Source organism: Neobacillus drentensis, from assembly GCF_021560175.1.
Lineage (GTDB): Bacteria > Bacillota > Bacilli > Bacillales > Cytobacillaceae > Neobacillus > Neobacillus drentensis_A.
Window position 1 is genome coordinate 5,849,197 of record NZ_CP091110.1, and the last position, 24,515, is coordinate 5,873,711.

Annotated in this window: 19 protein-coding genes and 2 pseudogenes; 8 read left to right on the forward strand and 13 right to left on the reverse strand. The window is 36.9% G+C overall.

All coding sequences use genetic code 11. From position 1 onward, the window contains the following. Positions 1-10 precede the first annotated feature (10 nt). The 3 genes and pseudogenes from L1999_RS27590 to L1999_RS29930 form a co-directional block, all read right to left on the reverse strand. Positions 11-1,522: a BglG family transcription antiterminator gene (locus L1999_RS27590; protein ID WP_235741450.1), complete on the reverse strand. Its 1,512-nt coding sequence runs from the start codon at positions 1,520-1,522 to the stop codon at positions 11-13. Positions 1,523-1,780: 258 nt separating this feature from the next. Continuing rightward, positions 1,781-4,924: a fibronectin type III domain-containing protein gene (locus L1999_RS27595; RefSeq protein ID WP_430540056.1), complete on the reverse strand. Its 3,144-nt coding sequence runs from the start codon at positions 4,922-4,924 to the stop codon at positions 1,781-1,783. Between the two features lie 204 nt (positions 4,925-5,128). Then, a pseudogene (locus L1999_RS29930) lies at positions 5,129-6,049 on the reverse strand (RCC1 domain-containing protein); the annotation flags it as partial. A 717-nt stretch (positions 6,050-6,766) separates the two neighbouring features. Here L1999_RS29930 and L1999_RS27600 point away from each other — a divergent pair. From L1999_RS27600 to L1999_RS27615, 4 genes and pseudogenes are all read left to right on the forward strand, one after another. Then, positions 6,767-6,976 (forward strand): YqaE/Pmp3 family membrane protein, encoded by a 210-nt coding sequence (locus L1999_RS27600; RefSeq protein ID WP_235741452.1) that lies wholly within the window; start codon positions 6,767-6,769, stop codon positions 6,974-6,976. Positions 6,977-7,056: 80 nt separating this feature from the next. Continuing rightward, on the forward strand, positions 7,057-7,695 hold the full coding sequence (locus L1999_RS27605; protein WP_235741453.1) for an ankyrin repeat domain-containing protein: 639 nt from the start codon (positions 7,057-7,059) through the stop codon (positions 7,693-7,695). A gap of 272 nt (positions 7,696-7,967) precedes the next feature. After that, the gene (locus tag L1999_RS27610; protein WP_235741454.1) at positions 7,968-8,318 is read left to right on the forward strand and encodes a hypothetical protein; all 351 of its coding nucleotides are present in this window, start codon (positions 7,968-7,970) and stop codon (positions 8,316-8,318) included. Between the two features lie 162 nt (positions 8,319-8,480). Next, positions 8,481-8,950 (forward strand): annotated as a pseudogene (locus L1999_RS27615) (DinB family protein). A 483-nt stretch (positions 8,951-9,433) separates the two neighbouring features. Here the strand turns inward: L1999_RS27615 and L1999_RS27620 are convergent. From L1999_RS27620 to L1999_RS27655, 8 genes are all read right to left on the reverse strand, one after another. Next, positions 9,434-10,516, reverse strand: coding sequence for a hypothetical protein (locus L1999_RS27620; protein WP_235741455.1), 1,083 nt, complete (start codon positions 10,514-10,516; stop codon positions 9,434-9,436). A gap of 164 nt (positions 10,517-10,680) precedes the next feature. Continuing rightward, complete coding sequence (locus L1999_RS27625; RefSeq protein WP_235741456.1) at positions 10,681-11,379, reverse strand: TcaA NTF2-like domain-containing protein; 699 nt, start codon at positions 11,377-11,379, stop codon at positions 10,681-10,683. Between the two features lie 242 nt (positions 11,380-11,621). Beyond that, positions 11,622-12,458, reverse strand: coding sequence for a hypothetical protein (locus L1999_RS27630; protein ID WP_235741457.1), 837 nt, complete (start codon positions 12,456-12,458; stop codon positions 11,622-11,624). A 119-nt stretch (positions 12,459-12,577) separates the two neighbouring features. Continuing rightward, the gene (locus tag L1999_RS27635) at positions 12,578-13,522 is read right to left on the reverse strand and encodes an N-acetylmuramoyl-L-alanine amidase (RefSeq protein ID WP_235741458.1); all 945 of its coding nucleotides are present in this window, start codon (positions 13,520-13,522) and stop codon (positions 12,578-12,580) included. Further along, the gene (locus L1999_RS27640) at positions 13,519-14,757 is read right to left on the reverse strand and encodes a YARHG domain-containing protein (protein WP_235741459.1); all 1,239 of its coding nucleotides are present in this window, start codon (positions 14,755-14,757) and stop codon (positions 13,519-13,521) included. Before L1999_RS27640 ends, L1999_RS27635 begins: the two co-directional genes overlap by 4 nt. Positions 14,758-14,774: 17 nt before the next feature. Next, the gene (locus tag L1999_RS27645; RefSeq protein WP_235741460.1) at positions 14,775-16,112 is read right to left on the reverse strand and encodes a protein kinase domain-containing protein; all 1,338 of its coding nucleotides are present in this window, start codon (positions 16,110-16,112) and stop codon (positions 14,775-14,777) included. A 13-nt stretch (positions 16,113-16,125) separates the two neighbouring features. Beyond that, positions 16,126-17,205, reverse strand: coding sequence for a PP2C family serine/threonine-protein phosphatase (locus tag L1999_RS27650; protein WP_235741461.1), 1,080 nt, complete (start codon positions 17,203-17,205; stop codon positions 16,126-16,128). Positions 17,206-17,220: 15 nt separating this feature from the next. Continuing rightward, the gene (locus L1999_RS27655) at positions 17,221-17,952 is read right to left on the reverse strand and encodes a vWA domain-containing protein (protein ID WP_235741462.1); all 732 of its coding nucleotides are present in this window, start codon (positions 17,950-17,952) and stop codon (positions 17,221-17,223) included. Between the two features lie 412 nt (positions 17,953-18,364). Between L1999_RS27655 and L1999_RS27660 the strand changes: the two genes are divergently transcribed. The 4 genes from L1999_RS27660 (at position 18,365) to L1999_RS27675 (ending at position 20,295) form a co-directional block, all read left to right on the forward strand. After that, positions 18,365-18,505 carry a YvrJ family protein gene (locus tag L1999_RS27660; RefSeq protein ID WP_235741463.1) on the forward strand — a complete coding sequence of 47 codons (141 nt, stop codon included), beginning with the start codon at positions 18,365-18,367 and terminating at the stop codon, positions 18,503-18,505. A 342-nt stretch (positions 18,506-18,847) separates the two neighbouring features. Next, a complete protein-coding gene (locus L1999_RS27665; RefSeq protein ID WP_235741464.1) occupies positions 18,848-19,417 on the forward strand; it encodes a competence protein ComK in 570 nt (189 codons plus the stop codon). A gap of 234 nt (positions 19,418-19,651) precedes the next feature. Further along, a complete protein-coding gene (locus L1999_RS27670) occupies positions 19,652-19,879 on the forward strand; it encodes a helix-turn-helix domain-containing protein (RefSeq protein ID WP_235741465.1) in 228 nt (75 codons plus the stop codon). 152 nt (positions 19,880-20,031) lie between these two features. Beyond that, positions 20,032-20,295: a helix-turn-helix domain-containing protein gene (locus tag L1999_RS27675; protein WP_235741466.1), complete on the forward strand. Its 264-nt coding sequence runs from the start codon at positions 20,032-20,034 to the stop codon at positions 20,293-20,295. 1,756 nt (positions 20,296-22,051) lie between these two features. On the opposite strand, the gene rfbB is transcribed toward L1999_RS27675, so the two are convergent. Both rfbB and rfbA read right to left on the reverse strand, forming a co-directional pair. After that, a complete protein-coding gene (rfbB, locus tag L1999_RS27680; protein ID WP_235741467.1) occupies positions 22,052-23,074 on the reverse strand; it encodes a dTDP-glucose 4,6-dehydratase in 1,023 nt (340 codons plus the stop codon). 82 nt (positions 23,075-23,156) lie between these two features. Beyond that, a complete protein-coding gene (gene rfbA / locus L1999_RS27685) occupies positions 23,157-24,035 on the reverse strand; it encodes a glucose-1-phosphate thymidylyltransferase RfbA (protein WP_235741468.1) in 879 nt (292 codons plus the stop codon). Between the last annotated feature and the right edge of the window lie 480 nt (positions 24,036-24,515).

A 24,515-nucleotide genomic window follows, 5' to 3' on the forward strand; every position in this document is an offset into this window, starting at 1 on the left:
ATTCCCCCGTTCAAGTTACTTCTGCTTTTTTCCTCTTATAGTAATTACTAATAAACTGATCAATTTTCTGTTTATCATCATCATTTAAAATAGGACTAACCAAAATAGTGGGTTTATCTATTATGCTCTTTATTTTCACTGTTGAAATGACAAGTTCAATATCATCATAATCGTCTTTTTTGATTCGATGCTGAGCAACAATTCTTTTTACTTCTATATTCGTAAACATTTTTTTGATTTTTTCACTTAACAAATGGGAAGTTCCTATACCGCTTGTGCACTCAATTAAAACAGGAATCTTTTTTGAAATTCGGTCTTCAATTGAAATTTGAAAGTACAAAGTAATATAGCCGACTTCTTCATCTGTTAAATTTCTCACAAATAAACCATTTTCATTTACCTCATAGATACATTGTTTAATCATTTTAAACGTATCACGAAAATTTGTTTTAATAGATTCTAATATGGGATTAACGATATATATATTATGGTTCAAACGGTACACCATGGCATGAAGATGATAGGTTAGCTGATCCCTTAATAATTCTTCTTCTTCCAGGTTATGGCCAATCTTTTCAGATACTTTCTTTACCAGCTGTTTGGAAAGTTCCATCACTTTCTCGCTCATGATTTCTTCAGTATCTTGATTCATCAGAAATCTTGAAGTCATTTTGTAAGCTTTTAAAATATAGTACAGCTTCTTAATTTCATAATCTTTCAATCTAACGGAATAATGCAGCTCCACTTTTCGGACAAGTTCAGCCGTAATTAGATAGGCCTTTGATTGTTTCTCCAAAGATTCAAATGATTCTTCCCTATTTATGTGCTGTGAATAATTTATGTGTTTCTCAATAATAGAAAGAAGGCTGCAGAATAAAGTCAAATAGACAGGCTGATCTAAAAGTATTTCTTTTTCCTCTTGAATTTCATGAAGAAACTTCTTTATTTCAAACAGTCTATTATAATGATTTCTTACTTCTTCAATAAACTTTGGTATGTGATATTGGCTAAATGGATCACCTGATTGTTTCAAAAAACTTTCTATAATCACTGACATTAACCTATTGATGGAAAGCTGATGCCCCTCAATATATGTTCCGTTGTTCACCCTTAACAATCTAAGGTCATAGGGTCTTATTTCTGTCTCAATATAGTTAAAATCGTTAATGATCGAACTTTGGCTTACAAAATATCTTTCTGATAACTTCTGGAGGGATGTCTTCATAGGTGCAATAGAAAGAAGATATAGCAATAAATTAATACGCCTTTCTTTAGAACTACCGAAAATGACCTGCTCATCTTTCTCAATTTCCTCATTTGGTGTAAGTAAGTATCCGAGGTTTTCCTTCTTAGTGAGGGTGTAGTTTTTCAAATGATAATCTGATATTTTTTGAATATCCCGATAAATCGTTTTTGTAGAAACAGACAATTGAGAAGACAAATCATAAGCCGTGACATAATCACTATTATTCTGCAATATTTGAATAATCTTATGTTGGCGTTCATTCAACTCATATGCCATTCTCGCGTATCACCTCTTTTCTATGTTTTAATCATAAATTAATGAAAGCGTATCCACAATTACAATTTTTATCGTTTTTCTTTGTCCCTATTAAAGTGAGCAAAACTCAACTTTTTAGAAAAAAATAAGACAGCGCCTAAAAAACTCGGCGCTGTCAACATCATAATCCAGAAAACGTAAATGTTATAGTAGAGGAAAATTCAGTGGTTTGTTCTAGAGTAAAGTGTCTATAGTTATTTCAACTACCACTTAACCTATTTAATATGCTTTACCACTAATAATCAATGTCCATCCACTATATACTTTTGTCGTCCCAACCGTTCGATAGGCTCTTACTTTATAGTAATAAATCCTTCCTCGCACTAATCCACTATTGGTATAAGAGGTAGACGTTGTACTTTTTACTAAACTATAGGTTCCTGATGAGGTTGTAGATCGGTAAAGTTCATAGCCATTTGCACCTAAAACAGGGCTCCATGTTAGTTTAACACTTGTTGAATTTAATCTAGCTGCCTTGAAATTCGTTGGAACAGATGGTACCGACTTTGCAGAAACCACCGCTGAATAATTACCGTATACTTTCGTTTTCCCAACCATTCGGTAAGCTTTTAATTTGTAAAAATACAGTCGATTGGTTGTAAGTCCTGTATTAGTCAAACTTGTCGATGTAGTGGTTCCGATCAATGAATAAGATCCTGAACTAGATGTGGCTCGATAAACCTCATACCCACTTACGCCGCTAACAGCAACCCAACTTATTTTTAAACCATTATAAGAAGAGGAAGTTGCTTTAACTCCGGTTGGCGTGGCAGGTATTGGTTTTGCTGAAACGATTGTAGAAAAATCACTATAAACTTTCATACTTCCAACCGTTTTGTATGCTCTAATTTTATAATAATACGAATAGTTAGTGGCCAATCCTCCATTAACAAAACTTGTCGATGTAGTGGTTCCAACTAATGAATAAGTACCTGTACTGGAGGTGGCTCGGTAGATCTCATAGCCACTTGCTCCACTCACTGCTCCCCAATTTATTCTTAAACTATTAAACGATGATGAAGCAGCAGTAACGGAAGTGGGTGGTACCGGTATTGGTTTTGCAGAGACCATAGAACTAAAATCACTAGAAGCAGTAGGTATACCTGCCTTGTAAGCTAAAACTTTATAATAATAGGTGGTCCCTGTATTTAAAGAAGTATTGGTATACATAGTGCTAATGGTGGTTGCCATTTTTGTAAAAGGACCCGAACTTGAAGTGGATCGATAGATCTCATATCCTGATGCATCACCCACCGCATTCCAGCTTAGTTTTACGCTGTTGTAGGAATCAGATACAGCTTTCACGTTTATCGGCATAGAAAGCGGAGATTTTACAGTGACAATCACCTTATATGCCTTTTCCGTTCCATCCTTTGAAGTGGAAGTTAAAACAATGACATTATCACCTGTTTTGATACTCGCATTACCAACTCCAGTAACAGATGTATTCGAATCTTCTGTGGTTGCTCCGACATTTACGTTAGTAACAGTACCATAAATCGTTAAATGATATTCGGATACATCTGGTGAAAAGCCAGGAGTCAACGGGTACTCTTGTGTTCCTGATTTTATTGAGATTCCAGATAGCCTTGCATTTGATGGATTACTGATAAAAAGTGCATTCGATTGTGAAAATTGGTTTGTATTCCCCACCAGATCCTCAAAATTCAATTCCATATTTACATTTCCATAGGTACCACCACTCGGTATGACATAATAAAACTCAAACGTTTTGCTATCAACTTGAGTCATTTCATACTCTTGATTAAGGGCACCAGTTAACTTTATTTTTACACCGGGCTTTACAGGTTCACTAAACGTAGCCGTAAAGGAGGCAACGTCCCCTGCTTCATACACTTTTTTATCTGATACAAGTGAAGTAATCGTTGGTCTCACCCCATCAGGAGTAAATAAGTTATAAGCATAGAATTTACCATCCCGATTAATGCCTGAATATTTATTACCGGCCAAATCCTCGATATTCCAAAGATATACCCCAAACGGACCTTTTGCATTTTCTTCTATTGTATATTCGTAACTAAATTTAGTCCCATTACTCCCCGTAACTTCTTTCATTTCGTTAACAGCTGAAAACTCCTCATCACCAATTAGTAGTTTCATAGTTGGTTTTACTGGCTCCGTAAAAGTAGCAGTAATGAGTACTTTATCGCCTATTTTCGGGTTTTTAGGCGTTGCTTCCATGCCTACGACATACGGAGGAGCGGCATCCGCTTCAAATAAATTTGCTTGTTGATACTCTTTATACAAACTGCCATTTTGATCATATGCATTAGTAATTCGCGCACTCATTTTCCCATTAAAATTGACAGCAACTGGGTAGGTGTATACGTATTTTGTCCCTTTACTTCCCGTTACCTCTGTCATTGAAACTGAAGGCAGTGTGAAATTTTCCCCCTCTAAAGTTATCTGAACCCCAGGCTTCACACTTTCTGAAAAATTAGCCGTAATTGTAATCTTATCATCAATTTTTCCAAGCGCCTTTGATGCAGTCAGGGATTGTATAGGAAGAGGCTTATTCGCCTTAGAGAAAACAGCTTTTTCAGTATAACTGTCATAGATTGTCCCATCTGCTGTCGTAACCTTCTTTAAGGTAACATCTACCTGGCCTTCAGTATAATTACTTGGGACACAATAATCCAATGTATATTTTGTCCCGTTACTTCCCTCTACCTCTTTCATCTGTGAACCTTGTAAATCCGCACCACCACTTAAGTCAATCGTGAAGTCAGGTTTTACACTCTGATAGAAAGTGGCCGTTAGGGTAATCTTTTCTCCTGCTTTTGTTTGCGATTTTGATGATTCCACGGATTGTAATGGAATGACTTGAAAGGCATTTTGTTTTTCTTCGTTATTTCCAAACAAATCAAAGACGTGGGGAAATTTAATATCTATATGTCCATAATCACTTGGCTTTACAACATAGGAAAAAGCTCGCTCATTTTCGCTTTTCACATCCATCTGACCATCAAAAATAATAGAATCTCCATGTAGAAGTTGGATTTGATTATCCTGAATGTTGTAAGCACCATTGTTCTTTAACGAAATATTGATTGTATCACTCGGTTTTACAATCTTTTTATCTACCGAAATCGTTCCTGTATTAAGAGCTTCATTGTCTGGGTAATTCCTAGCTGCTACAACTGTTCCGTCACTTTTAAGTCCAACAACATGTGTGTAGCCACTGCTGATGGCAATAATATCTTTCCAGCCGCTTACAATCCTTGCCCCAAAGGCAAAATTGCCATTCACTAGAACGGTTCCATCTTGTTTCAAGGCAATCTGATGATCATGATAAGCTGAAATGGCCTTTATATCCTGCCATCCTTGTATATCTGAAATCATCCCATCATTATAATATCCTTTAAATACTAACGTACCATCTTTCTTTAGCCCAACGGTATGGGTGTCACTAGTACTAATTGCAACAATATCTTTCCATACGCTTATATTGGTTTCTTGTGGGCCTCCTTGTCTTTCCCCGGCCTCTACGACAGTCCCGTCACTTTTTAGGCCATACAATTTGTTTTGACCGCCAAAGATCGCGACGATATCTGTCCAATCATTTACATCCCCTGTTAGTCCATAATAATCATACCCAGTGGCAACTACTGTACCATCACTCTTTAAACCCGCTGTATAGTGATCACCTGCTGCGATAGCGACAATCTCTTTCCAGTCACCCACGTTTAGGGTTCCATAATAATCCATTCCCGTGGCCACAACGGTTCCATCTGTTTTTAGACCAACTGTGTGATTAAAGCCGGCGGCCACCGCTTTAATGCCCGTCCAATCATCGACATTAAGCTGTCCATTATCATTATTCCCGGCGGCAACTACGGTCCCATCTTTTTTCAAACCAACCGTGTGAAATCCACCTGCAGATATGGCAGTGATATCTCTCCAATCACTTACATTACGCTGCCCAAGATCACTGCCTCCAGCGGACACAAGGGTTCCATCGCTTTTAAGACCAACGATTTGATTACTTTGAGCTGTTATAGCGACAATCCCTTTCCATTCTGATAAAATCCTTTGGGCATACTTATCCAATGTACCAGTCACAACCAATGTACCATCACTTTTCAACCCAACAGTAAAGGAATTGCTCGTAGAGATGGAAACGATGTCGGTCCAGCCGCTTACATCTAATGGACCATTCCAGTTTCCCCCTGTAGCCACCACGGTCCCATCTTTCTTTAACCCGACCGTATGGTCAGAGGCAGCAGATAATGAAACAATATCCTTCCAATCCGTAACGTTTCCTTGTCCTGAGGAATTATCACCCGCTGCCACAACGGTTCCATCGTTCTTTAAACCAACTGTATGATTATTTCCTGCGGCAATGGCTACAATCCCAGACGTGTTACTGAAATTGGTGCGAAAAGAACTATTATACCCTGCTGAAGCTATAGATCCATCGCTTTTTAAGCCGACAGTAAAATCATCTCCGGCAGCAATGTCAACCATATTCGTCCAATCACTGACACTCGTTGATCCCCAAGAATCACTCCCAGTGGCTACGACAGTTCCGTCGCTTCTTAAACCCACTGTATAATAATTGCCAGCGACAATTTTATTTAGATCCTTCCAATCGCTCACATTCGATTGAAATTGATTGTTATTCCCAGTCGAATAAACCGTTCCATCCGCTCGAATAAAAGAAGTAGTATCATAGTCTGCGGCAATTTTCCCTTCTAACTGCTTTGCCTCTTCCCTAGTTAAAAACACACCGGAGGCTTTTACTTCTTTTATATTTTGAAATTTACCCCCTATTGAAACTGGAATATTCATTATTAACAGGGTAACAACGACCATCAAAATTAGTGCTTTATAAAACCTTATCAATTGACTCTCCCCCTCAAAACCTTAACCTGCCCCATGCTAGTTCCTCCTAGAAATGATACATAATCTTTGGTTCTTTCATCCTCCTATGTAACTAGTACTTTTTCATTATATTATAAAAAAACAGTTGATTTATATGATGTAATTTAATAAATTTCTGGAAGAAATAAAATTATTAATCTTTGTCGCCTGATTAAGACAACCCTTAAGTATGATAAGTGAAATTGAGTTACTTAACACCTTGAATGGTGATTTGCCTTATTAAAAAATAGGTGGTCTAAAAAAGGGATTTCTAAATTAATCTAGAATAGGTAATCATTCACAGCACAGGAGGATATACTCATGCTTTATTTATTTGCAATTATTTTTCCGCCGGTAGCAATCCTTATTAAAGGAAAACCATTTCAAGCACTATTCAATGTACTTCTAACGCTTTGCTTTTGGGCTCCTGGTGTAGTCCATGCGTGGATAGTCATTAATGGTGCCAATAAAGATGCCCGGATGAAAAAACAAGCCCAATTAATTGCAGAAGCACAATCCAAAAGGTTATAAACCATCTCAAGCGAGAGGAGTAATTGGGAGCAGGTACTGCCTACTCTCTTTTGTAAAAACATTTAATAAAGGGTGAGTTCATGAAAAAGGCTGTTTCAACATTTACAGGAATTTTGTTAATGGTCGCATTATTTTCTTTTAAGTACTTTTATCTTGATGCTCCAAAGCATGAGACTTTATCTGAATCTGAAAAGGTATCGGACCAACAGTTGGAGGAAATCTTTAATAAGAATAAAGAAACAATTGAAGAAGTGGACAATGCGGAGGAAGTAGTTGCTCCAGTAGAGAAGCCTAAGGAAGAGATAACTGTCAAGGAACAAAAACCAGCAACTATTACTTTTACAGAAGACGATATAAAAATGGCTATCTTAAGCGGAGATACGAACAAACTTTCATCCTACTTAGAAAATGGATTAGATCCGGATTATATTATTAAAGAAAATACACAATTAAAAGATTCTTTACTAACATTTGCTATAGGTGCAGGACATAATAGCATTATTAAAACTCTATTAGAGCATGGGGCTGACCCTAATTTCATCGATGGTGGAGGAATTCCCGCAATAGCAGGTGCAACCATTTCGCGTAATAAAGAAGCAGTGGAGTTATTACTTTCTTATAATGCTAACCCCAATCTAACGGGTACATATAAAGTCACCGCTTTAGAGGTAGCCTTAAGTCAAGGATATGATGAGTTGGTACCTTTATTATCCCGCTAGTTTTGAATGGACATAGAAACCATGCTATTACAATTTAGGTACGAACAGAAAGTGTGAATTACGAGATGGACCTTATTAAACCAAGGTAACAAGAATTGAAGATTGGGTTGCTGTTGCCACCTTTTTCATATTTCCTATAAGAGGGAAAAATCAATAATTGTTTTTATTTTTTTTAGTAGTTCCTGATTGTTTAACAGTAACAGGACTTTAAACTGAGAATATCTAATAAAATGAAATATATATAATTCATATTTTGAGGAGATAAGGTAAAAATGCAGCTTAATAAACTTGAAATAACAGGATATCATTTCAAAGGATTAAGACAGAAACCTCAGATAATAGTGGGTCTAAGTAGTAAAAACGCCAAATATCTATTTACCTATGGTTTTGTTGGAAATAATCAAATGCAACTTGTATCAATAAAGTATAAAAAAAATGGGATAAGTAATTATACGGAGACAACGCCTGAACCATACTTAGGAGTCGGAAAAGCATTATTTTACTATATTAGATTTAAATATAAAGGAAATAGGCATATAAGTAGATTACGGTTGTTAAACAACCTTCAACAGATTCAACAAATCCCACCAAAATATCTGTTAGATTCTTTGTCAGTGATCTAATCCCAAAATTATATAGCTTCATCTAGTCTACTAAGTTGTTTTAGACTTTTCGCTTTGTACAAATATTTTTATCAGATATTTTAATTAGTACTTAAAGGAGCTTTTGTTATGCATTTTAATCTGAAAGAAGCAACAGAGATTCTGTAGCGTACACCAAAATCATTGGAATATTTTTTATCCTATTTATCAGATGACTGGTTTCAATGTAATGAGGGTGAAGGAACTTGGAATGTTTCTAAGTGATTGGGCACCTCATTGAGGGTAAGAAAAATAATTGGATGCCAAGGTTAGAATTTATCCTTCAGGAAGGAGAAAGTAAATGATTTCCTTCATTTGATCGTTATTCGCACATAAATGAACCAGCTGAAAGGTTACTTGAAAAAAGGTTGTTAGCATTTAAAACGTTTAGAAAGCAAAATATGACAAAGCTTAAAACTGTTAGCAAACCTGTGTTGAATCTCAAATTAACGGGCACTCACCCCAAATTTGGTAAGGTAAAGTTAAGTGAATAACTTTCTACATGGGTTGTCCATAATCTAACTCACATTGCCTAGATTGTACGAGTTATGGCTGAAAGATACAGGACAGACGTGGGGCAGTGGAAAGAATATTTAGACATATTGAAAAAGTAATAGTATTCATGACAGGTAGCCCCTCTTGATCGGGAAAGGCTTTTTTTCATAAAACATTTCTACCCAGGCCTTAGGTCCGAAAATACTGTCATTTATTAACCAGTGAGCTTTCCGCCAGTTTTTTACTGCCCTCTTCGGTTTTATGTCCAGAAATCTCATTAGCTTTTACACCGATAATAATTTGAACCTTGCCACTTATTTCATAACAAAGAGGCTCATCAGCCCCCTCTTTTTAACCAATATCTTCAAATATGCTTTCAAATACCTCAAACGCTTCTGTATCTATATCAGCCATCCAATGAATATATTTGATTTCCTTTCCTGTTAAATCCCTATCTAGCCGATTTGACTACCATCAAAGCCTTCTATTTTACACATATCTGAACCTGACCTTTTATTGAAATTTGGGGTTTATTCGTAAATGGATGAGAGGTCAGACAACCCATAAAAAGAAGCATAGGAACCGTCCCCATGCTTCACCTGCTAATCATCTAATTCATCAGTATTTGTTCTTTGCCAATCTGGTAAATTGCGTTCTCTTTCTTCTATTATTTTATCTCGTTGCCATGTTGGAACGCCGTAAAATTCTTCATCAAGTGCTTTCTTTCTTTGCCAATCTGAATATCCCCAGAAGTTAGGATTCTCGCTTTTTTCTTCCTTTTCCGTGTAAGGATTACCTACTGTTGGGCGATTCGAATCGGTATAGTTTACATCGAAAGGATTATAGGTATTTTCTTTACCTCTCTTTTTCTCTTCGTCATAAAAACTAGTATTGTATGAATGATTATATTTATTGTCATTTTCACTATTGTAATAATGACCTTTCCGATAATTGTTATCAGAATAATAGTCATCCCTCCAGTGAATTCTTGAAACCCTTCCTGTATATTCCTTTTCTACCTTCTTTTCTTTCAATAGATTGTTCATAAATAGTAATCCCATAACGATAGCTACTAACCACGTATCGGAACTGATGATTTCTGGCAAGGTCCAAAAAACATTGGTTTGAAAGTTATTCAATGCAATAGGAAGCACATAAGCAATTCCTAACGAAACCAACGTGGTAAGTAAAATCAGCCATAATCCTGATTCTCTATTTTTTGCAAACAACAAAATACTAGCGGCAGTTACAACGGGAAAGAAGTATAATGCTTGTGGTATTGGTTGAATGCTTTGCATTCCCAATACAAAGGTCATTCCAAACGCAGTAGATACTGATACATCATGTAAAACTAATTTAAGTTTCTCATTTTTAGTTTTATCCATTAGAGAAAACAAAATAAAGAAAATCACCGTTAACAATTCATCTTTATGAAGTGATGCTGGAAAATGATATTGCAGTTTTTCAAAGAAAAAGAATATCACTACATATGTAATTTGTATTGCTGTTGATAAATTCACAAATATTCTTTCAGCAATTGTATCATTAAACTTAAAACAAACTATTCCAGCAATAATCGTTGTAACTAAAAATAAGTAGAGCATCGATTTTAACGGAACATAATAATAGACAAAATTGCTTATTGTAAAGCCTGTAAATAAAGTAAATAATAATTTTTTCGCCATATAATTCCCTTCATCTCTTTCTGTTTTATATTTCCTATATATTGTTAAAGGCACCTTATATCCAAAGTATTAAAATAATTTCCACCAAATACAAGAAGAGCTATTTTCACTCATCTTCTAGAATTACAAACGAAAAAGGATCCAACCTGATTAAAGTCTTGCCTTTAGTTTTTTTCCGATTGACTTGATCCGAACGTATAAAATTTGCCACCTTCACTTGTAATCGTGTACGTATTCTGCCATTCTTCTATCTTTTCCTGATTATTTTCTCTAACCGAAATCTTCTCATTTGTTATGACTTGATATGTATGTTTAAACATTTTGTTAACTGACTTTATTTCTAATTGAGATAGATATTCTTTCTTGTCGTCTTCACTCTTATCATAAATTTGATTTTTCTCATATTCTAAAAAATTGGGAGCCTTTGGATCTATATAGGGCTCTACGATTGAAAAATTACCGGCATTGGCAGCTTGGTAAAAAGCATCATTATATTTCTTTAAATGTTCCTGAATTTGTGTAAAGGTAGGGTCTCCCTTCTTAATCGTTTGGTTGACAGCCCTTGCAGTGGTCTCTGATGGTTTGGTCCGGTAATCTTTATAAGTAATATAACTACTTACAAGCAGAACGACTGTAATTCCCAACACAATCAATTTGTTTCTTCTTTTTTTCACAATAAAAAGAGCTGTGATTCCACCAATAACCATAATAATCGTTGGGTGTTCCAAGAGTAAGCCAACGATTAAAAGACCGACTGCTGCAGCCCAAAATTTTGAAAAACGAAAAACCCCTGCAAGAAAAAGAAATAATAAAAGCCAAACAACTAAATAAATGAATCCTGAGATTAGTTCTATTCCATTCATAACATTCTTCCTAACTTAACTATTTTTAATATATTCAGACTCTAAGAGGAAAAACCTCTCCGATCGTTTCTAGGGACGACAATACCATACCTTCAAGTGAAAGGATTGACTACTCAGGGCCAAATCATACCGCTCTTTCCCTGATCCAAGAATAAAGAAGGCAGCATAAAAGAGTGTCGCAAACCCGCCTATCGGTTTTTTGACACTCACTACGCTACAGATATAAGTGCTTTAAGAACTACTTAATACGGGGTAACCTCATCTACTTCCCCGTTAGGATACATAAAGGAAACCGTCCTATTTTTATCCACAATAATGGAACCTTCTGCTAATCCGTTCGGTCTGCCGATGTTGATCACCCATGACCCATCATAGATAGTTGGAGCTCTGAAAGTATCGCCATTTGCAACCAGATCAGGATAACTTGGTAATCGCTTGGACAATTGTACAGCTTCTTCCGCAGTTATACCATTGATCGATGGTTTAGCAGCAGCGGCTGCCGCCTTTGCTTTAGCCTGTTGTTCAGCTTTAGCAATTTCTGCCTTCTTAATAGATTCATCATTCGAACCTTTTAGTTTAATAGCTTCATCTTTAACTGCTGTAAACTGAGTTAAATCTTCTTTAATCAAAGCATCAAGTTTTTCATTTGATTTTTGGTAGTCCCCAGATTCAGTTAATTTCTTAGCATCTGTTAACATCGTGTTATAAATCTTTTGTTTTTCCTGCATCGCGGTTAACTGTTCTTCTTTTTCCTTCGATTTAGAAGAGATTACTTTTGAACCTTCTTTTACCTTGGTTGATTGGTCAAGCAACTGTAGCGCTTCCTCCGTTTTCCTTTTTGCAGTTAACTCATCTGCTTTTATAATCAATTGGATCTGGTTTAAATAAGCTTTTGCTATCTTATCCTTGTCTTTACTTTCCAATGCTGCCTCGAATAATCCTTCAGCCTTATTAAAATTATCCTCTGCTACTGCATCAAGACCCTTTTGAATAGAGCTTTGATAGACCTCGTCTGTTTTAGAGCTACATCCTCCAAGCAGTAGTAAAGCTCCTAAAGAAACTGCCATTACCTTTTTCATATTATGTACTCCCCCTCGATGTTAATTTCCTATTGTCAAAACTTATATATATAAAAGTTAATAACGAATTAAACGCAAGAAACTTGCTTAAATGATTGCTAGATAGTACCGCTATGGTTCTACTTGTAACTAGCGTATTGCAAAATTCCATCTGCAATATTGGTAAGTAAACTTTTTAAGTAAATTGGGTCTGATAGATTCTTATCTTCAGTAGGATTGGTCATAAAGCCCAATTCCACAAGCGTGCATGGAACCTTGGACCAGTTGAAACCGGACATGTCACCTCTGTAAGAAATCCCATTAACTTTAACGGATGAATTTTTTCTTGTTTCATCCATAATGAACTGGGAAGCTTTTAAACTATCACTGAAAATGGCCTTTGTATAGGGACTATTACTTGCCGGAGTAAGAACCGAAAGACCATGGACATTTCTATCTGTTGAGCCATCTGCGTGAATACGGACAAATAAATCAGCGGCATTTTGATTGGCCACCTCAGCTCTTTCTCTGTTACTCATGTTTATATCATTAGTTGTTCTGGTATAAATAACCTTAACCCCTCTACTTTCCAACATTTGACCAAGAATAAGGGATGCCTCCAAAGTTAACTTATATTCTGGTTTCCCGGTAGTCACCCCGGAAGTCCCGCCAGTTACCTTCATCTTTTCTTCCTTTGCCCCCGGGCCGATTGGCTCAGGAGCAGTATTAGCTCGATTCTGATGACCTGGATCGATCACCACAAGAAATTCACGTGGGACTGACTTTTTTTCCTGAAGTTGATCTGAAACCGCAGAGGCACGGGTGCTATCTGGAACCACATTTTTCTGGGCTGCTTTCTCATGATTGTCAGGTGCACTAGCTTTCCCTTCCTCATTCAAAGAAGCAACAGAATCATTCTTTCCCTGATGAACCTCTTTTTTTACTTCTACTGTTTTGACCTCTTGTTTATTATTAGCTTTTAACACATTGTCCTTCTCTGCTGAAAGGGTCACATAAAAGAATATGGCCACTAGGAGTAGCAGAGAAAGTAGGATAATTCCTACGTTGAATGTTTTATTCCTCACTGCAAGGACCTCTCTCTGCTCTGAATCAATTCAGCATTGGATTTTTCTATCTCACTTAAAGATCCATCAAAAGACGCATCTGGGTGATACCAACTTTTTTTGCTAAAATAGGAGTTCAAATCCTCCGATTTAAAAATATAGCCATGCCGCGCATATATTTCGTTCCTAGCCAATCGAAGGTCTGCTAGCGTCAAGTCGGCTAGATTACTTTCTGTTAATCTTGTATATTCGCTCTCAGATAAGATATAACCTGATCCTTCTTTACTGAGGATAAACTTAGCATTATATTTCTCGGTTTCACTTAACGCACTTTCATCAAAAGAAGGATCCTCATGATACCAACTTTTTTGGTTAAAGTAGGATTTTAAGTCTTCCGATTTAAACACATAGCCATGCCGCGCGTATATTTCGTTCCTAGCCAATCGAAGGTCTGCTAATGACAAGTCGGCTAGATCACTTTCTGTTAATCTTGTAAATTCGCTCTCAGATAGGATATAATCACCTGAATCTGAAGTTGAATCCGAATCTGTACCTGCATCTACTTCCTTAACCGGTTCTGCATCCCCTCCACCAGCCGGTTCCACTACTCCGTTCGTACTTGCCACTTCCTTGTCATAGGATGAGTCTTGGCTACTTCCGGAAGCAAATAGCTTATACCCCCCAGTAAAAACTCCAATAATAAGAAGAGCTGCGGCGATAAGAGGAAATATCTTATTACGCTTTTTTACGGTTGGAGAAGGCGTTGATGGTTGGAACCTTGTCTGTTTACCTTGAGTGACAGACTGTTGTTTGGGATTTTGATTCACAGACACCGAATTCGTTCCCCTTGTGGTACTGGTATTCGTATTGTTCGGTATGGAAACCGTCTGAGTTACTGGGGCGATCTTTCCATTGCTATGCCCTGATGGCAGTGCAGGCATGTCTGGAATACGCTTGTCTAACGCATAGATCCAGCAATCAATCGCCCACTCTACAATGTTTTGTTCAATGGCTGTATTCTGTTGGACTCTTGTGACCAACCGATTATAAAGGGCGTAATCAATCCGACCCCCTGAATGCTTATATAAATCACTGACTACATTTTCTTCCGCTACAGAAACTAAGGCTTTTACTTTTCCTTTGCTTTCACTTGTCAAATCCTGAAGGATCCCTTGCAATCTTTTTGATTCTGAACAAATACTAATTCCATGATTTCTTATTAGGTTTTTTAAAATGTCCTGGGTGGGCTGTTCCATACCTTGCCTCCATCTAATCAGCCAATAATGATGCCTTCTACATTTCTATGAAACTGTATTTTTAATCCATCTTGTAGTGGGGCAGCTTTTTGCGATTCAATTTCCTTTTCCGCTCCGGTTCTGTTAATTCCGATCCAATTTGAAGTCGATTTGTTACGCAGCCCCCAAACAGAAGGATTGTTTGGATTTTGGACAACTTCACCGACAATACCCATCCATTCTTCCTCTGGAGCAGTTGGATCAATGTGGCGCCTTGTAATAACGGTCCCGCGGTTCAACAAGATGTACTGTTGGCCAGCAGTTGTTTTGAGCAACAGTCTTGGGGGTACCGCCACAGGCTTTCCACAATACCAGCAATTTACTTCTTTATTAGCTTCACTCCAAAAGTTTTCCGCTGTATCGTGCTCGCATGGAACTATGCTGTCGCCTAACTGTAAAAACAACTTCCGCCATTGGCTTTCTGTGACACGTTGTTTCGGGTTTTGTAGCCCAACGGTGAAAGCCTGAATAAATTTTTCTTTTAACGGTTCAGGGCAAACTTCCCAACGTTTCTTGGCAGTTGTATAATCCGGATCGTTAGGAAGCTCATTCATCTTTTTGGTAGGGTCAAAAATAAAAACAGGCTGGTGACCATAAATCTTCCTTTTTGCATTAAGATCCCATGAGCGGACACTATACTCCATTTGGCCATGAAAAGGATGATGCCAAATCCATAGCTGAAATAATAAAACCGCTAACGAATGTAAATCAGTATCCGTAGACGGCTTCGCTTCCCCTCGAATAATCTCTGGAGCCATGTACTCCATAGTACCCCATACAAGTGTTTCGGATTCGTTGTTAATCCCGATGTTATCATTATCGCAAATTAAGACGTCCCCATTTTTCGGATCAAACATGATATTCCCGGATGATATATCTCGATAACACCTTCCACTCAAGTGAAGCATTCTGTATGAATCGGAAGTAGCGTAGGAAATTTCACATAGAGCTTTCATGTTTGGGGTAGGTTTTCTTTTTGCCCATACTTCTCCTAATTCAGCAAATCGACTTGTATCTATTAGGTCCATCAAATAACCAAACTGAGAAGATTCATCTGAAACCACGGTATCGATAGGCCAAACGAAACGCTTTCCTGCTTCTCCACTTGGAGCTCCAGCTAGCACGAGATCTCGTATCATTTTTTTCTGTTCCTCGTTCGCTTGTTCATGGTTGTACCACTTTAATGCCTTTATACCCTTACTATGGCCTTCAACGAGGTAGACAGCACCTTGCCCGCCTTCACCCAGCTTCTTTTTAATCGTTAGAAGCTCTCTTGTTGTTTCCGTATACACTTGTTGACCAATTTGTAATGACATACTATACACTCTCCTATATCTCCCTGTCCTTTCTGCTAAACAGAAGATTTATACTTTCCTCATCTGGCTTAGAGCTTAAATGAATAATCGGGGATCCCTCATGTTTTTGTAATGACTCTTCAGCCATTTTGGGCATGTCATCATCCAGTTCCTTGTTCCCCGCTGCCTCTTTTTCAACCGACGATTGTGGGTTAGCCACTTTTACCTCTTTCACATTCCCTACAGGGTTAGGTGATTCGCCCACCTTTGAGCCGATCAGCTCAATGGCGGCTAAGGTAATATCATCTCCACTCCCTCTTTGAGAATAATGAAAAAGAATATTCGATAAGCCTTCATATTCAGAGATAGGCCCGGACTTTTTCAAATTCAAGTAAAGACTATTCATAAACTTATGGAAATTATCATCATCCTCAAAACAATTGGATAAACCATCTGTGCTCAATGCCAAGAATTGAGTTTGGGTAGGATAATCCATCCGAGCAGCTTTCCAAAAACGACTTGCTTCAGTTGAGGATAAGGAATAGGTGGCACTCCCAAGTAAGCTATCATCTTGTAGAAATGGTGTCGTACAGTTTCCTTGACCATCCACTAATACGGCATCGCCATCACCTAATTGACCAATTAATATTTCTTCTTTGGTTACAAGAGCGACTAACAAAGTCGTCCCATATCTTGTGAAAACTTCGGAAGGTTTTTCGATATCAACCCCATAATCAGTTGCGTGATTTAGTACTTCTTCCCGCCATTCCCTAATGAGATGTTTTGGGAAATCATCTCTGAATGATCTAAATAAGAGAGTATGAGAATCTTTAAGTTCCTCGTAAAATCTCCTTAATAGTTTTACAGCTACCTTTGAAGCTAATTCCGAACCATACTGACTCATATCGTATCGCTTGTCCCCATGACCATCAGCAATCGCCATAATAAAGGGATGGTCGCAGCCACCATCGTTTAAAAAAGCGTAAGCATCCTGACAGGGGGTATGATCTTTAACATGTGACGCACCTTGAACACTTGAAATAGTATAATAGCCGAAAACGGTCCTACCGCTTTTACTCATTTGATCTTTGCATTTCATCGTATCGTCCATCATTTCTCTCCCACTCTTTTAAAAAACATCAAAGCCATCGTCTGGTGTTGTTTGGACAGCAGGAGGCGGTGCAGGAAGAACAACATTTTTTTGACTATTATCAGCGCTCACATGGCTTTTCCCGACAGACGCCCCCACTGTTGCTGTAACGCTGGCCCATTTTATGTATTGGATTAATTGTTCAGGTGTCTTCGCTTTCAATACCCCTATTTCATTGTGACTCACGAACTTTAATAATTCCTTTTCGTCATATTCATGCTCTTCACCAATAGCGATAACCAACCTGATGGCTCTTTTGCCCCATGGAAGTGAATTTAACTTTTGAATGGCCTTGTTATAGTCCTCTTCTGAATCTGTGCAAAATCCATCAGATAAGAGAATGCATACAGGCGGCAGCCCTCTTCTGTTCATTTTTTCAATGTCTAATTCATCTGATAACATATCTATAGCATCTGCCGTTGCTGTTAAACCTTGTACATTTAAATCATGCCAAGTGAAATTTTCAATAGGCACAGGAGTTGGTCCAACATGCCACTCTGCACGGTCACTAAATTTAATGGCGCGCATCATAACTTGTACTTCTGGGTGCGAAGCAACGGCGTCTCGAATCTCCGGAAGCACGTCTCGAATGGCTTGATTTAAGATTTGCATCTTAGCTCCTCTCATAGAACCTGAGTAGTCTGCTAACCAAAAAAATTGTAACGTTCTCTTCGCTATATTTCCTTCTAATACAGGCATTGTATTTGTCATAATTCCAGCTCCTTAGTTTTTCTTGCCATAGGTCCTAAGACTACTATTATTTTATAATATTTTTTAATAAATGGAAATTACTAGTTATATAGTTTGTCATCCCATCAGTGCCCTAGGTAAATATATTCAATGGATTGTTTCCTTTTACGAATCGGTTAGGTAGTTCTAACTTGTTCTATTTTATTTTTGTACCATACGAAATAGTTTCGACCCTCGGCAATCCATAGCGCAGATTATTGCAGCATGCATAATTACCACAGGCAGGGCAAACTTAACTTTGCAAAAGGTGCAAGAATCATCGACCGTAATGTACAGCAAGGCCGGATTCTCATGAACCCGGCCTTGCTGTTTATCGTGGATGACGGTTCTCCTGTGTCAAAACCATACCTCTTGGTAAAAGGAGTGAAAAATAGTGGAACAAATTATCCCATTCATTAGCGAAGTAAGATTCCCCATCGTGGTGACCCTCTATCTACTTTACCGAATTGAGTCAAAATTTGACCTAGTGGTCCAATCGATACAAAATCTGCTCGAACGAATGCAGTCATCATGAACTTGAAAAGAGCAATCCTTAAAAGGAGCACGAGAACCGTCCCTATGCTTCCCCAATTTCCGTCCACAAAACTGTCAAACTTTGACGAATTTTGTATACTTTAGTACATGGTTAAAAGGTCCTAATTATATTTAAATAATATCAGAGGAAGTTGCTCCCATGTTTACAATTCATTTTCCAACGAGTGAAATTGGTGAATACATCTATTAAAACCAGGGAAGAACCTGCAGCAAAAGAGGTGAAGGACAATTACATTCTAGTAAACCTCAACTTAGTTGCTCACAAAAAAGGTAACGCTGATTCAAATTAAGTATTTCTAAATAACAAATAGGGAGATGTTTTATGATTATTGATCAGTTTTATTTATTGTATGAGGACGTCATTTTAATGACAGGTGAATATAACCGCCATGGGAGGTTTTGCGCGAGAATCATGATCGGAGGACAAACCTTATTAGTAAACAGGTCACCAATACAGGTAATAGAGGACACATTAAAATACATAGGCTTCGATTTAAAGGGAGCCATCAAAGGTTCCAAATCCTTACTGGGCAATGGCTATATGTGCCCCATCATGGTCAATTTCTATAAGGCCATTTGTCTATTTCCTTATAAGTCCTCAAGGCAGGAAGATTGTGTGTGGTTTAACCCTGATCATATTGTCAAAACCAAGTCCCTTGGCTGTAAAACTGAAGTTGAGCTTAGCAACGGTGTTTCGATTATTATCGATTTAAAGAGGAACTTTTTTATAAACAAGATTGAGGCCGCTCAAAAATTGAAAAAGATATCTAGCGAAAGGGGAAACCATCCTCATCCCCTCTCATACTTCAAAGGATCAGGAGAACAGAATCAAATTACCTGGCTAAAAGAAGGCAAATATAACTTTTCATCTTTAGTTGAATTTAATGGTTAACTGCCTCATATGTCATTTAATTGTCACACAATATATAGATTATATCTGCTCTTATCCGCAGTTATAAAGTCCTATTTGCAGTGTAATAGAATTAGAGATGAATGTATTGCTTTGATTGAATAGATACGTTAGTGAAATGCCTTATATAACGCAAAAATGCAAACGCACTCAAAAATCCGCACAAGAATAATCAATTAAGGGACAAATTCATTACTTACACTTAAGGAGAATAAAATGAAAAATAATCGTATCGCTCTTTTAGGAGTTCCATTGAAGAAATTAAGAAATGACATGAATCTAACACAATGGGGACTCGCCGACCGTTGCTCCATCGACCCTTCTTACATCAGTTTGCTAGAGAACAATATGAAAAGCCCAAAATTAAGCACCGTCTTCATTATTGCTGAAGGTCTTGGTATAAAGGCTTCTGAGCTAGTAAGAGCAATCGAGGAATACATGTAAATGAACGTATTTTATTTATAAATAGCAACTCATATATTTAGAAAGATTAACAAGATCCTTTCATATTTTTCCTTATACCAACTTTCGAGTAGTTTACTACGTGTGAATTCCTCTCCCCTAATTATGTAATTGGGGTAAAAGGGGAATTTCCCATGAAAGAACATGATATATCGTCCATCGGAGAATTAATAGTACAGAAAAGGCGTTCTATGAAAATGTCTCAGGATGAACTGGCATTTAGATGTAAGAAAACAAGAAAAGCGATTAGTAATATTGAAACGGGAAAGAGCATGCCAAGCCTACCGCTCTTTGAAAAAATTGCACAAGCCCTAGGAATGGATGGATCTGAGCTTTATAAAGAAATAGAAGACCTTGGTTTAATTGATGATCTATTTCGAGATGAAAAAGACGAATAACAAATTGGGTTCAGCCCTCACAACAATAAAGTAGTGAGGGACTGAACCCATTACCCTTATGGGCTTATTACAACAGTTTCGCTTTATTTTTCAATGCCTTTCGTAAAAGGTTGGCCTATCTTCTCCTAGATTTACTTTTTTCAGTCCTTTAACATTTTCTTATTTTCTATTTCGCTTTTTACTTCCTCTTCGGCTTTTCTCTTCATTGTATCTTCCATTGCTTTACTAGTGTTAATATAGCTTAACCACAGCACATCTGGCTCGGGTTGAATGAGGGCCTTTAATCATAGGATTTGAAATTTCACCTATAAATAGGAATATATAGTAAAATATACATATACTCATTTAACTATTTTTTCTAAGATTGATGGTAATTATTTGCGATGGTAAAGAGCTTAAAGTCTGAACCTTAAATTTCTAATTTGATACAGTGGTGAAAGCAATTATTCAATTATTAATAGAGTACAAATGGAAAATTTTGATTATTTGTGAAATAACGGCCTGGTTAACTACTTTTTACATGTTATATGCAAGGTACTGGTTAAAATCTATAATTCAGTTTTACATTTTTGGGGCCATTGCAGTGATAACCGGATATGTACCACATCTAACGATCGGCATATTGGATTTTATTCAATTTCAAAAATTAGATGGTTTTACGGTGTTTATCATCCTTTTGTTTATCTTTGGCTTTACCTTTGGAAAGAAAATAGTTACTAAAATAGATATAAAAATACAAAATTGGGTAAATAGACAGAGAGAAAGCTCACAACAAAGAATTCCGTCAGTCGAAATACCTACAAAAACCTTACCTTATATGTTAATATATTACAATATTAACAATAAAAAAGGAAAATTTTGGTGGATTTTGTAAAGATTCAGACACAAAAAGATTTAGAAAGATACTGTGATATATGGCTTCCAGTATAGATTGAGAATGGATATGAATTAGAATCATACTAAAGGGATTGAAAGATTTATTTTCCGGTCAAACTCAGGTGAAGATATAGGTTGTTTTGAATTTAATCCATATTATTTTAATTGTTCTCCTGTTAATGAATATTTCCCTTTTCATCATTTTTCCATTCTTCAAAACAAAAAAGTAATGGAATTAGATAAGTTTGTTATTAAAAGTGAATATCAGGGTTCATTAAAACGATTGTTAGAGGCCTTAAATTTATCTCGATATATGCAATTAATAAGAAATTTGATTATGTGATAGGATTAATAAATCCTCATCTGTACGGGATTGGAACAGAGAGATTTAATTTTCCGTTTAATAAATTAATAGATAGAGAATATAGTAGCAGTAAATACGTTCCTACCATGTTAGAAATAAAAGCTCTTAAAGAATCAAAATTTGGCCAAAGAGCAATGAAAAAATACATACAATTGGTTTAATCCAGCTGTTATTATTCTGAACGCTACGAATAGAATAAGGGGTTTGTCAACGTGCCATCAAAACTTCGATGAGCAATAAGTAAAAAAATCCACAACCCAGAAAAAAATGGGTTGTGGATTTCCAAGTCTTAAGAAAATAACATGCTTAGGGAAGTAGATTTAAAAGAGGTTGAACGAATTAGAACATTGGTAAATCCAAATTGGTAAGGCACAATGACTTTCTGTTAATCATAAAACTGTCTCCACAATGTATAATGAAATATGCACCCTTGCCTCCAAAAGACAAGGGTGCATATTTTATTATACCTTTCTTGGAAAATAACGCATATTCATTTATTTGAATCCATAAAACTATCTAATTCAATGTATATTGCTTCTTAAAGTAATTCTGATATTCTCCACTGATAATTTGCTCCCACCACCACTTATTATCCATATACCATTGAATGGTTTGAGCAATTCCTGTTTCAAACGTATAGGTTGGTTTCCAGCCTAACTTCTCTAATTTAGTAGGATCGATGGCATATCGCTTATCATGACCTAAACGGTCTGCAACAAATTCAATTAGGTTCTCAGACTTTCCTAATGTATTAATAATTGTTTTAACTACTTCTAGATTAGTCCGTTCATTATGCCCGCCGACATTATAAACTTCACCCGTTACACCTTCATGTAGGACCAAGTCGATTGCTGCACAATGATCTTGAACATGAAGCCAATCTCTAATATTCTTTCCATCACCATAAACGGGTACCTTTTCCTCATTCAATACGCGAGAGATCGTTAACGGAATTAACTTTTCCGGAAAATGGAGCGGTCCATAATTATTAGAGCAACGTGTGATATTGATAGGTAGGCCAAATGTTTCATGATAGGCTCTAACTAGCAAGTCAGATGATGCCTTACTTGCACTATACGGACTATTTGGCTGTAAGGGAGTATCCTCTGTAAAGAAGGTTGTCGGATCAAAATCTAGCTCCCCATAGACTTCATCTGTAGAAACATTAACAAATTTAGTCACACCAATTTTCTTCGCAGCATCTAGTAATACTTGCGTTCCTAAAACATTTGTTTTCACAAAAATCTCAGGATCAGTAATCGAGCGATCCACATGGCTTTCTGCAGCAAAATGGGCTACATAATCAAACTTTTCTTTTTCAAAAAGTGCCATGATGGCTTTGCGATCAGCGATATCTGCCTTTACAAAATGATAGTTATTATTGTTTTCGATTTCACGATGCTTGGTTAAATCCCCCGCATAGGTTAATAAATCTAAATTATAAATATCATAATTAGGGTACTTATTTACCATAAATTGAACAAAGTTCCCGCCAATGAAACCTGCTCCGCCTGTTACTAGAATCTTTTTCCTATTCATTATTTCACCTCATGTTGTAATGCTAAAAAGTATTTTAATAAGAAATCATGCCAAATTTGTAAAAAGGTCGTCATAGGCATTATTAATATTTTATTCCGCCATTTGCTACCTTTAGCAGATACTGACCATATCCTGTCTTAGAAAACCTTTCTCCTGATTCCAGAAGTTGTTCTTTTCCAATCCAACCATTAATATAAGCAATTTCTTCAAGAGCGGCGATTTTAATTCCTTGATGTTCTTCAATCGTTTTAACAAAATTCGTAGCCTCTACTAAACTTTGATGTGTACCTGTATCTAGCCAAGTAAAGCCGCGTCCAAGGAGCTCTACCTCCAGTTCACCCATCTTCAAATAAGCTTCATTAACTGAAGTAATTTCTAATTCCCCACGAGGAGATCGTTTCACATTTTTTGCAATTTCAACAATCCGATTATCATAAAAGTATAAACCAGTTATCGCGTAATTAGACTTTGGAAACTCTGGCTTTTCCTCTACGCTTAACACTTTTCCTATCTCATCGAATTCGACCACACCAAATCTCTCAGGATCTTGAACATGGTAGCCAAAAACAGTCGCTCCGCTTTCTTTTTGAGCTGCTTTTTGGAGAATCTTCCGCATACCAGAGCCATAATAGATATTATCTCCTAGGATCATAGCAACGGAGTCATTACCAATAAACTCTTCACCAATAATAAAAGCCTGTGCCAGCCCGTCTGGACTCTCTTGTACTTTATATTGTAGCGAAATACCAAATTGTGAACCATCACCGAGTAATGCTTCAAAACGTGGTGTATCCTCTGGAGTTGATATGATCAGTATTTCACGAATCCCTGCAAGCATTAAAGTTGATAGTGGATAAAAGATCATTGGTTTATCATAAATTGGTAGTAGTTGTTTACTTGTGACCATCGTCAATGGATAGAGACGTGTTCCGCTTCCACCTGCTAAAATTATACCTTTCATTAACAAAATTCCTCCTAATCTAATCTGATTTACTTATTTATAAATGAACCTACTGTAATTAACAACTAGTTTATCTGCCCCTCGTTACGCCAAGAGCTTGGTTACCTAATTCTGCATCATTTGGCATCTACAGCAAAGTCAACTAGGGACCAAAATTTCTTATGAGATTATGCTGGAGGGCTTAAGTTAGGTCGATTCAAACTTTTAACCGCAAGTACATGGTCTGCTATAATATGAGACTTATTATTTTGAATTGTTAATCCATTTGTACGTGAACCATGGGCTCCGTGTCGATTGATAGATAATATCCGTTCTGGGATCTTCACACTTCCGCCTGCACCAATTTCTTGTGTTTAAAGACTTTCTTCCTGACCAATTTTTATTGTTTTCGATGTTAAGCAACGTTTCTTCTAAATCTCTTTCTAAACTATTATACGAAAGAAAGCATCTCTAGTGCATTATTTAACCAAGACACTATTA

Excerpts from the sequence above, each read along its gene's own strand:
- L1999_RS27590 (WP_235741450.1), bottom strand. The coding sequence starts at position 1,522 with ATGGCATATGAGTTGAATGAACGCCAACATAAGATTATTCAAATATTG.
- L1999_RS27595 (WP_430540056.1), bottom strand. The coding sequence starts at position 4,924 with ATGATTTCAGATATACAAGGATGGCAGGATATAAAGGCCATTTCAGCT.
- L1999_RS27600 (WP_235741452.1), top strand. The coding sequence starts at position 6,767 with ATGCTTTATTTATTTGCAATTATTTTTCCGCCGGTAGCAATCCTTATT.
- L1999_RS27605 (WP_235741453.1), top strand. The coding sequence starts at position 7,057 with ATGAAAAAGGCTGTTTCAACATTTACAGGAATTTTGTTAATGGTCGCA.
- L1999_RS27610 (WP_235741454.1), top strand. The coding sequence starts at position 7,968 with ATGCAGCTTAATAAACTTGAAATAACAGGATATCATTTCAAAGGATTA.
- L1999_RS27620 (WP_235741455.1), bottom strand. The coding sequence starts at position 10,516 with ATGGCGAAAAAATTATTATTTACTTTATTTACAGGCTTTACAATAAGC.
- L1999_RS27625 (WP_235741456.1), bottom strand. The coding sequence starts at position 11,379 with ATGAATGGAATAGAACTAATCTCAGGATTCATTTATTTAGTTGTTTGG.
- L1999_RS27630 (WP_235741457.1), bottom strand. The coding sequence starts at position 12,458 with ATGAAAAAGGTAATGGCAGTTTCTTTAGGAGCTTTACTACTGCTTGGA.
- L1999_RS27640 (WP_235741459.1), bottom strand. The coding sequence starts at position 14,757 with ATGGAACAGCCCACCCAGGACATTTTAAAAAACCTAATAAGAAATCAT.
- L1999_RS27645 (WP_235741460.1), bottom strand. The coding sequence starts at position 16,112 with ATGTCATTACAAATTGGTCAACAAGTGTATACGGAAACAACAAGAGAG.
- L1999_RS27650 (WP_235741461.1), bottom strand. The coding sequence starts at position 17,205 with ATGATGGACGATACGATGAAATGCAAAGATCAAATGAGTAAAAGCGGT.
- L1999_RS27655 (WP_235741462.1), bottom strand. The coding sequence starts at position 17,952 with ATGACAAATACAATGCCTGTATTAGAAGGAAATATAGCGAAGAGAACG.
- L1999_RS27665 (WP_235741464.1), top strand. The coding sequence starts at position 18,848 with ATGATTATTGATCAGTTTTATTTATTGTATGAGGACGTCATTTTAATG.
- L1999_RS27670 (WP_235741465.1), top strand. The coding sequence starts at position 19,652 with ATGAAAAATAATCGTATCGCTCTTTTAGGAGTTCCATTGAAGAAATTA.
- L1999_RS27675 (WP_235741466.1), top strand. The coding sequence starts at position 20,032 with ATGAAAGAACATGATATATCGTCCATCGGAGAATTAATAGTACAGAAA.
- rfbB (WP_235741467.1), bottom strand. The coding sequence starts at position 23,074 with ATGAATAGGAAAAAGATTCTAGTAACAGGCGGAGCAGGTTTCATTGGC.
- rfbA (WP_235741468.1), bottom strand. The coding sequence starts at position 24,035 with ATGAAAGGTATAATTTTAGCAGGTGGAAGCGGAACACGTCTCTATCCA.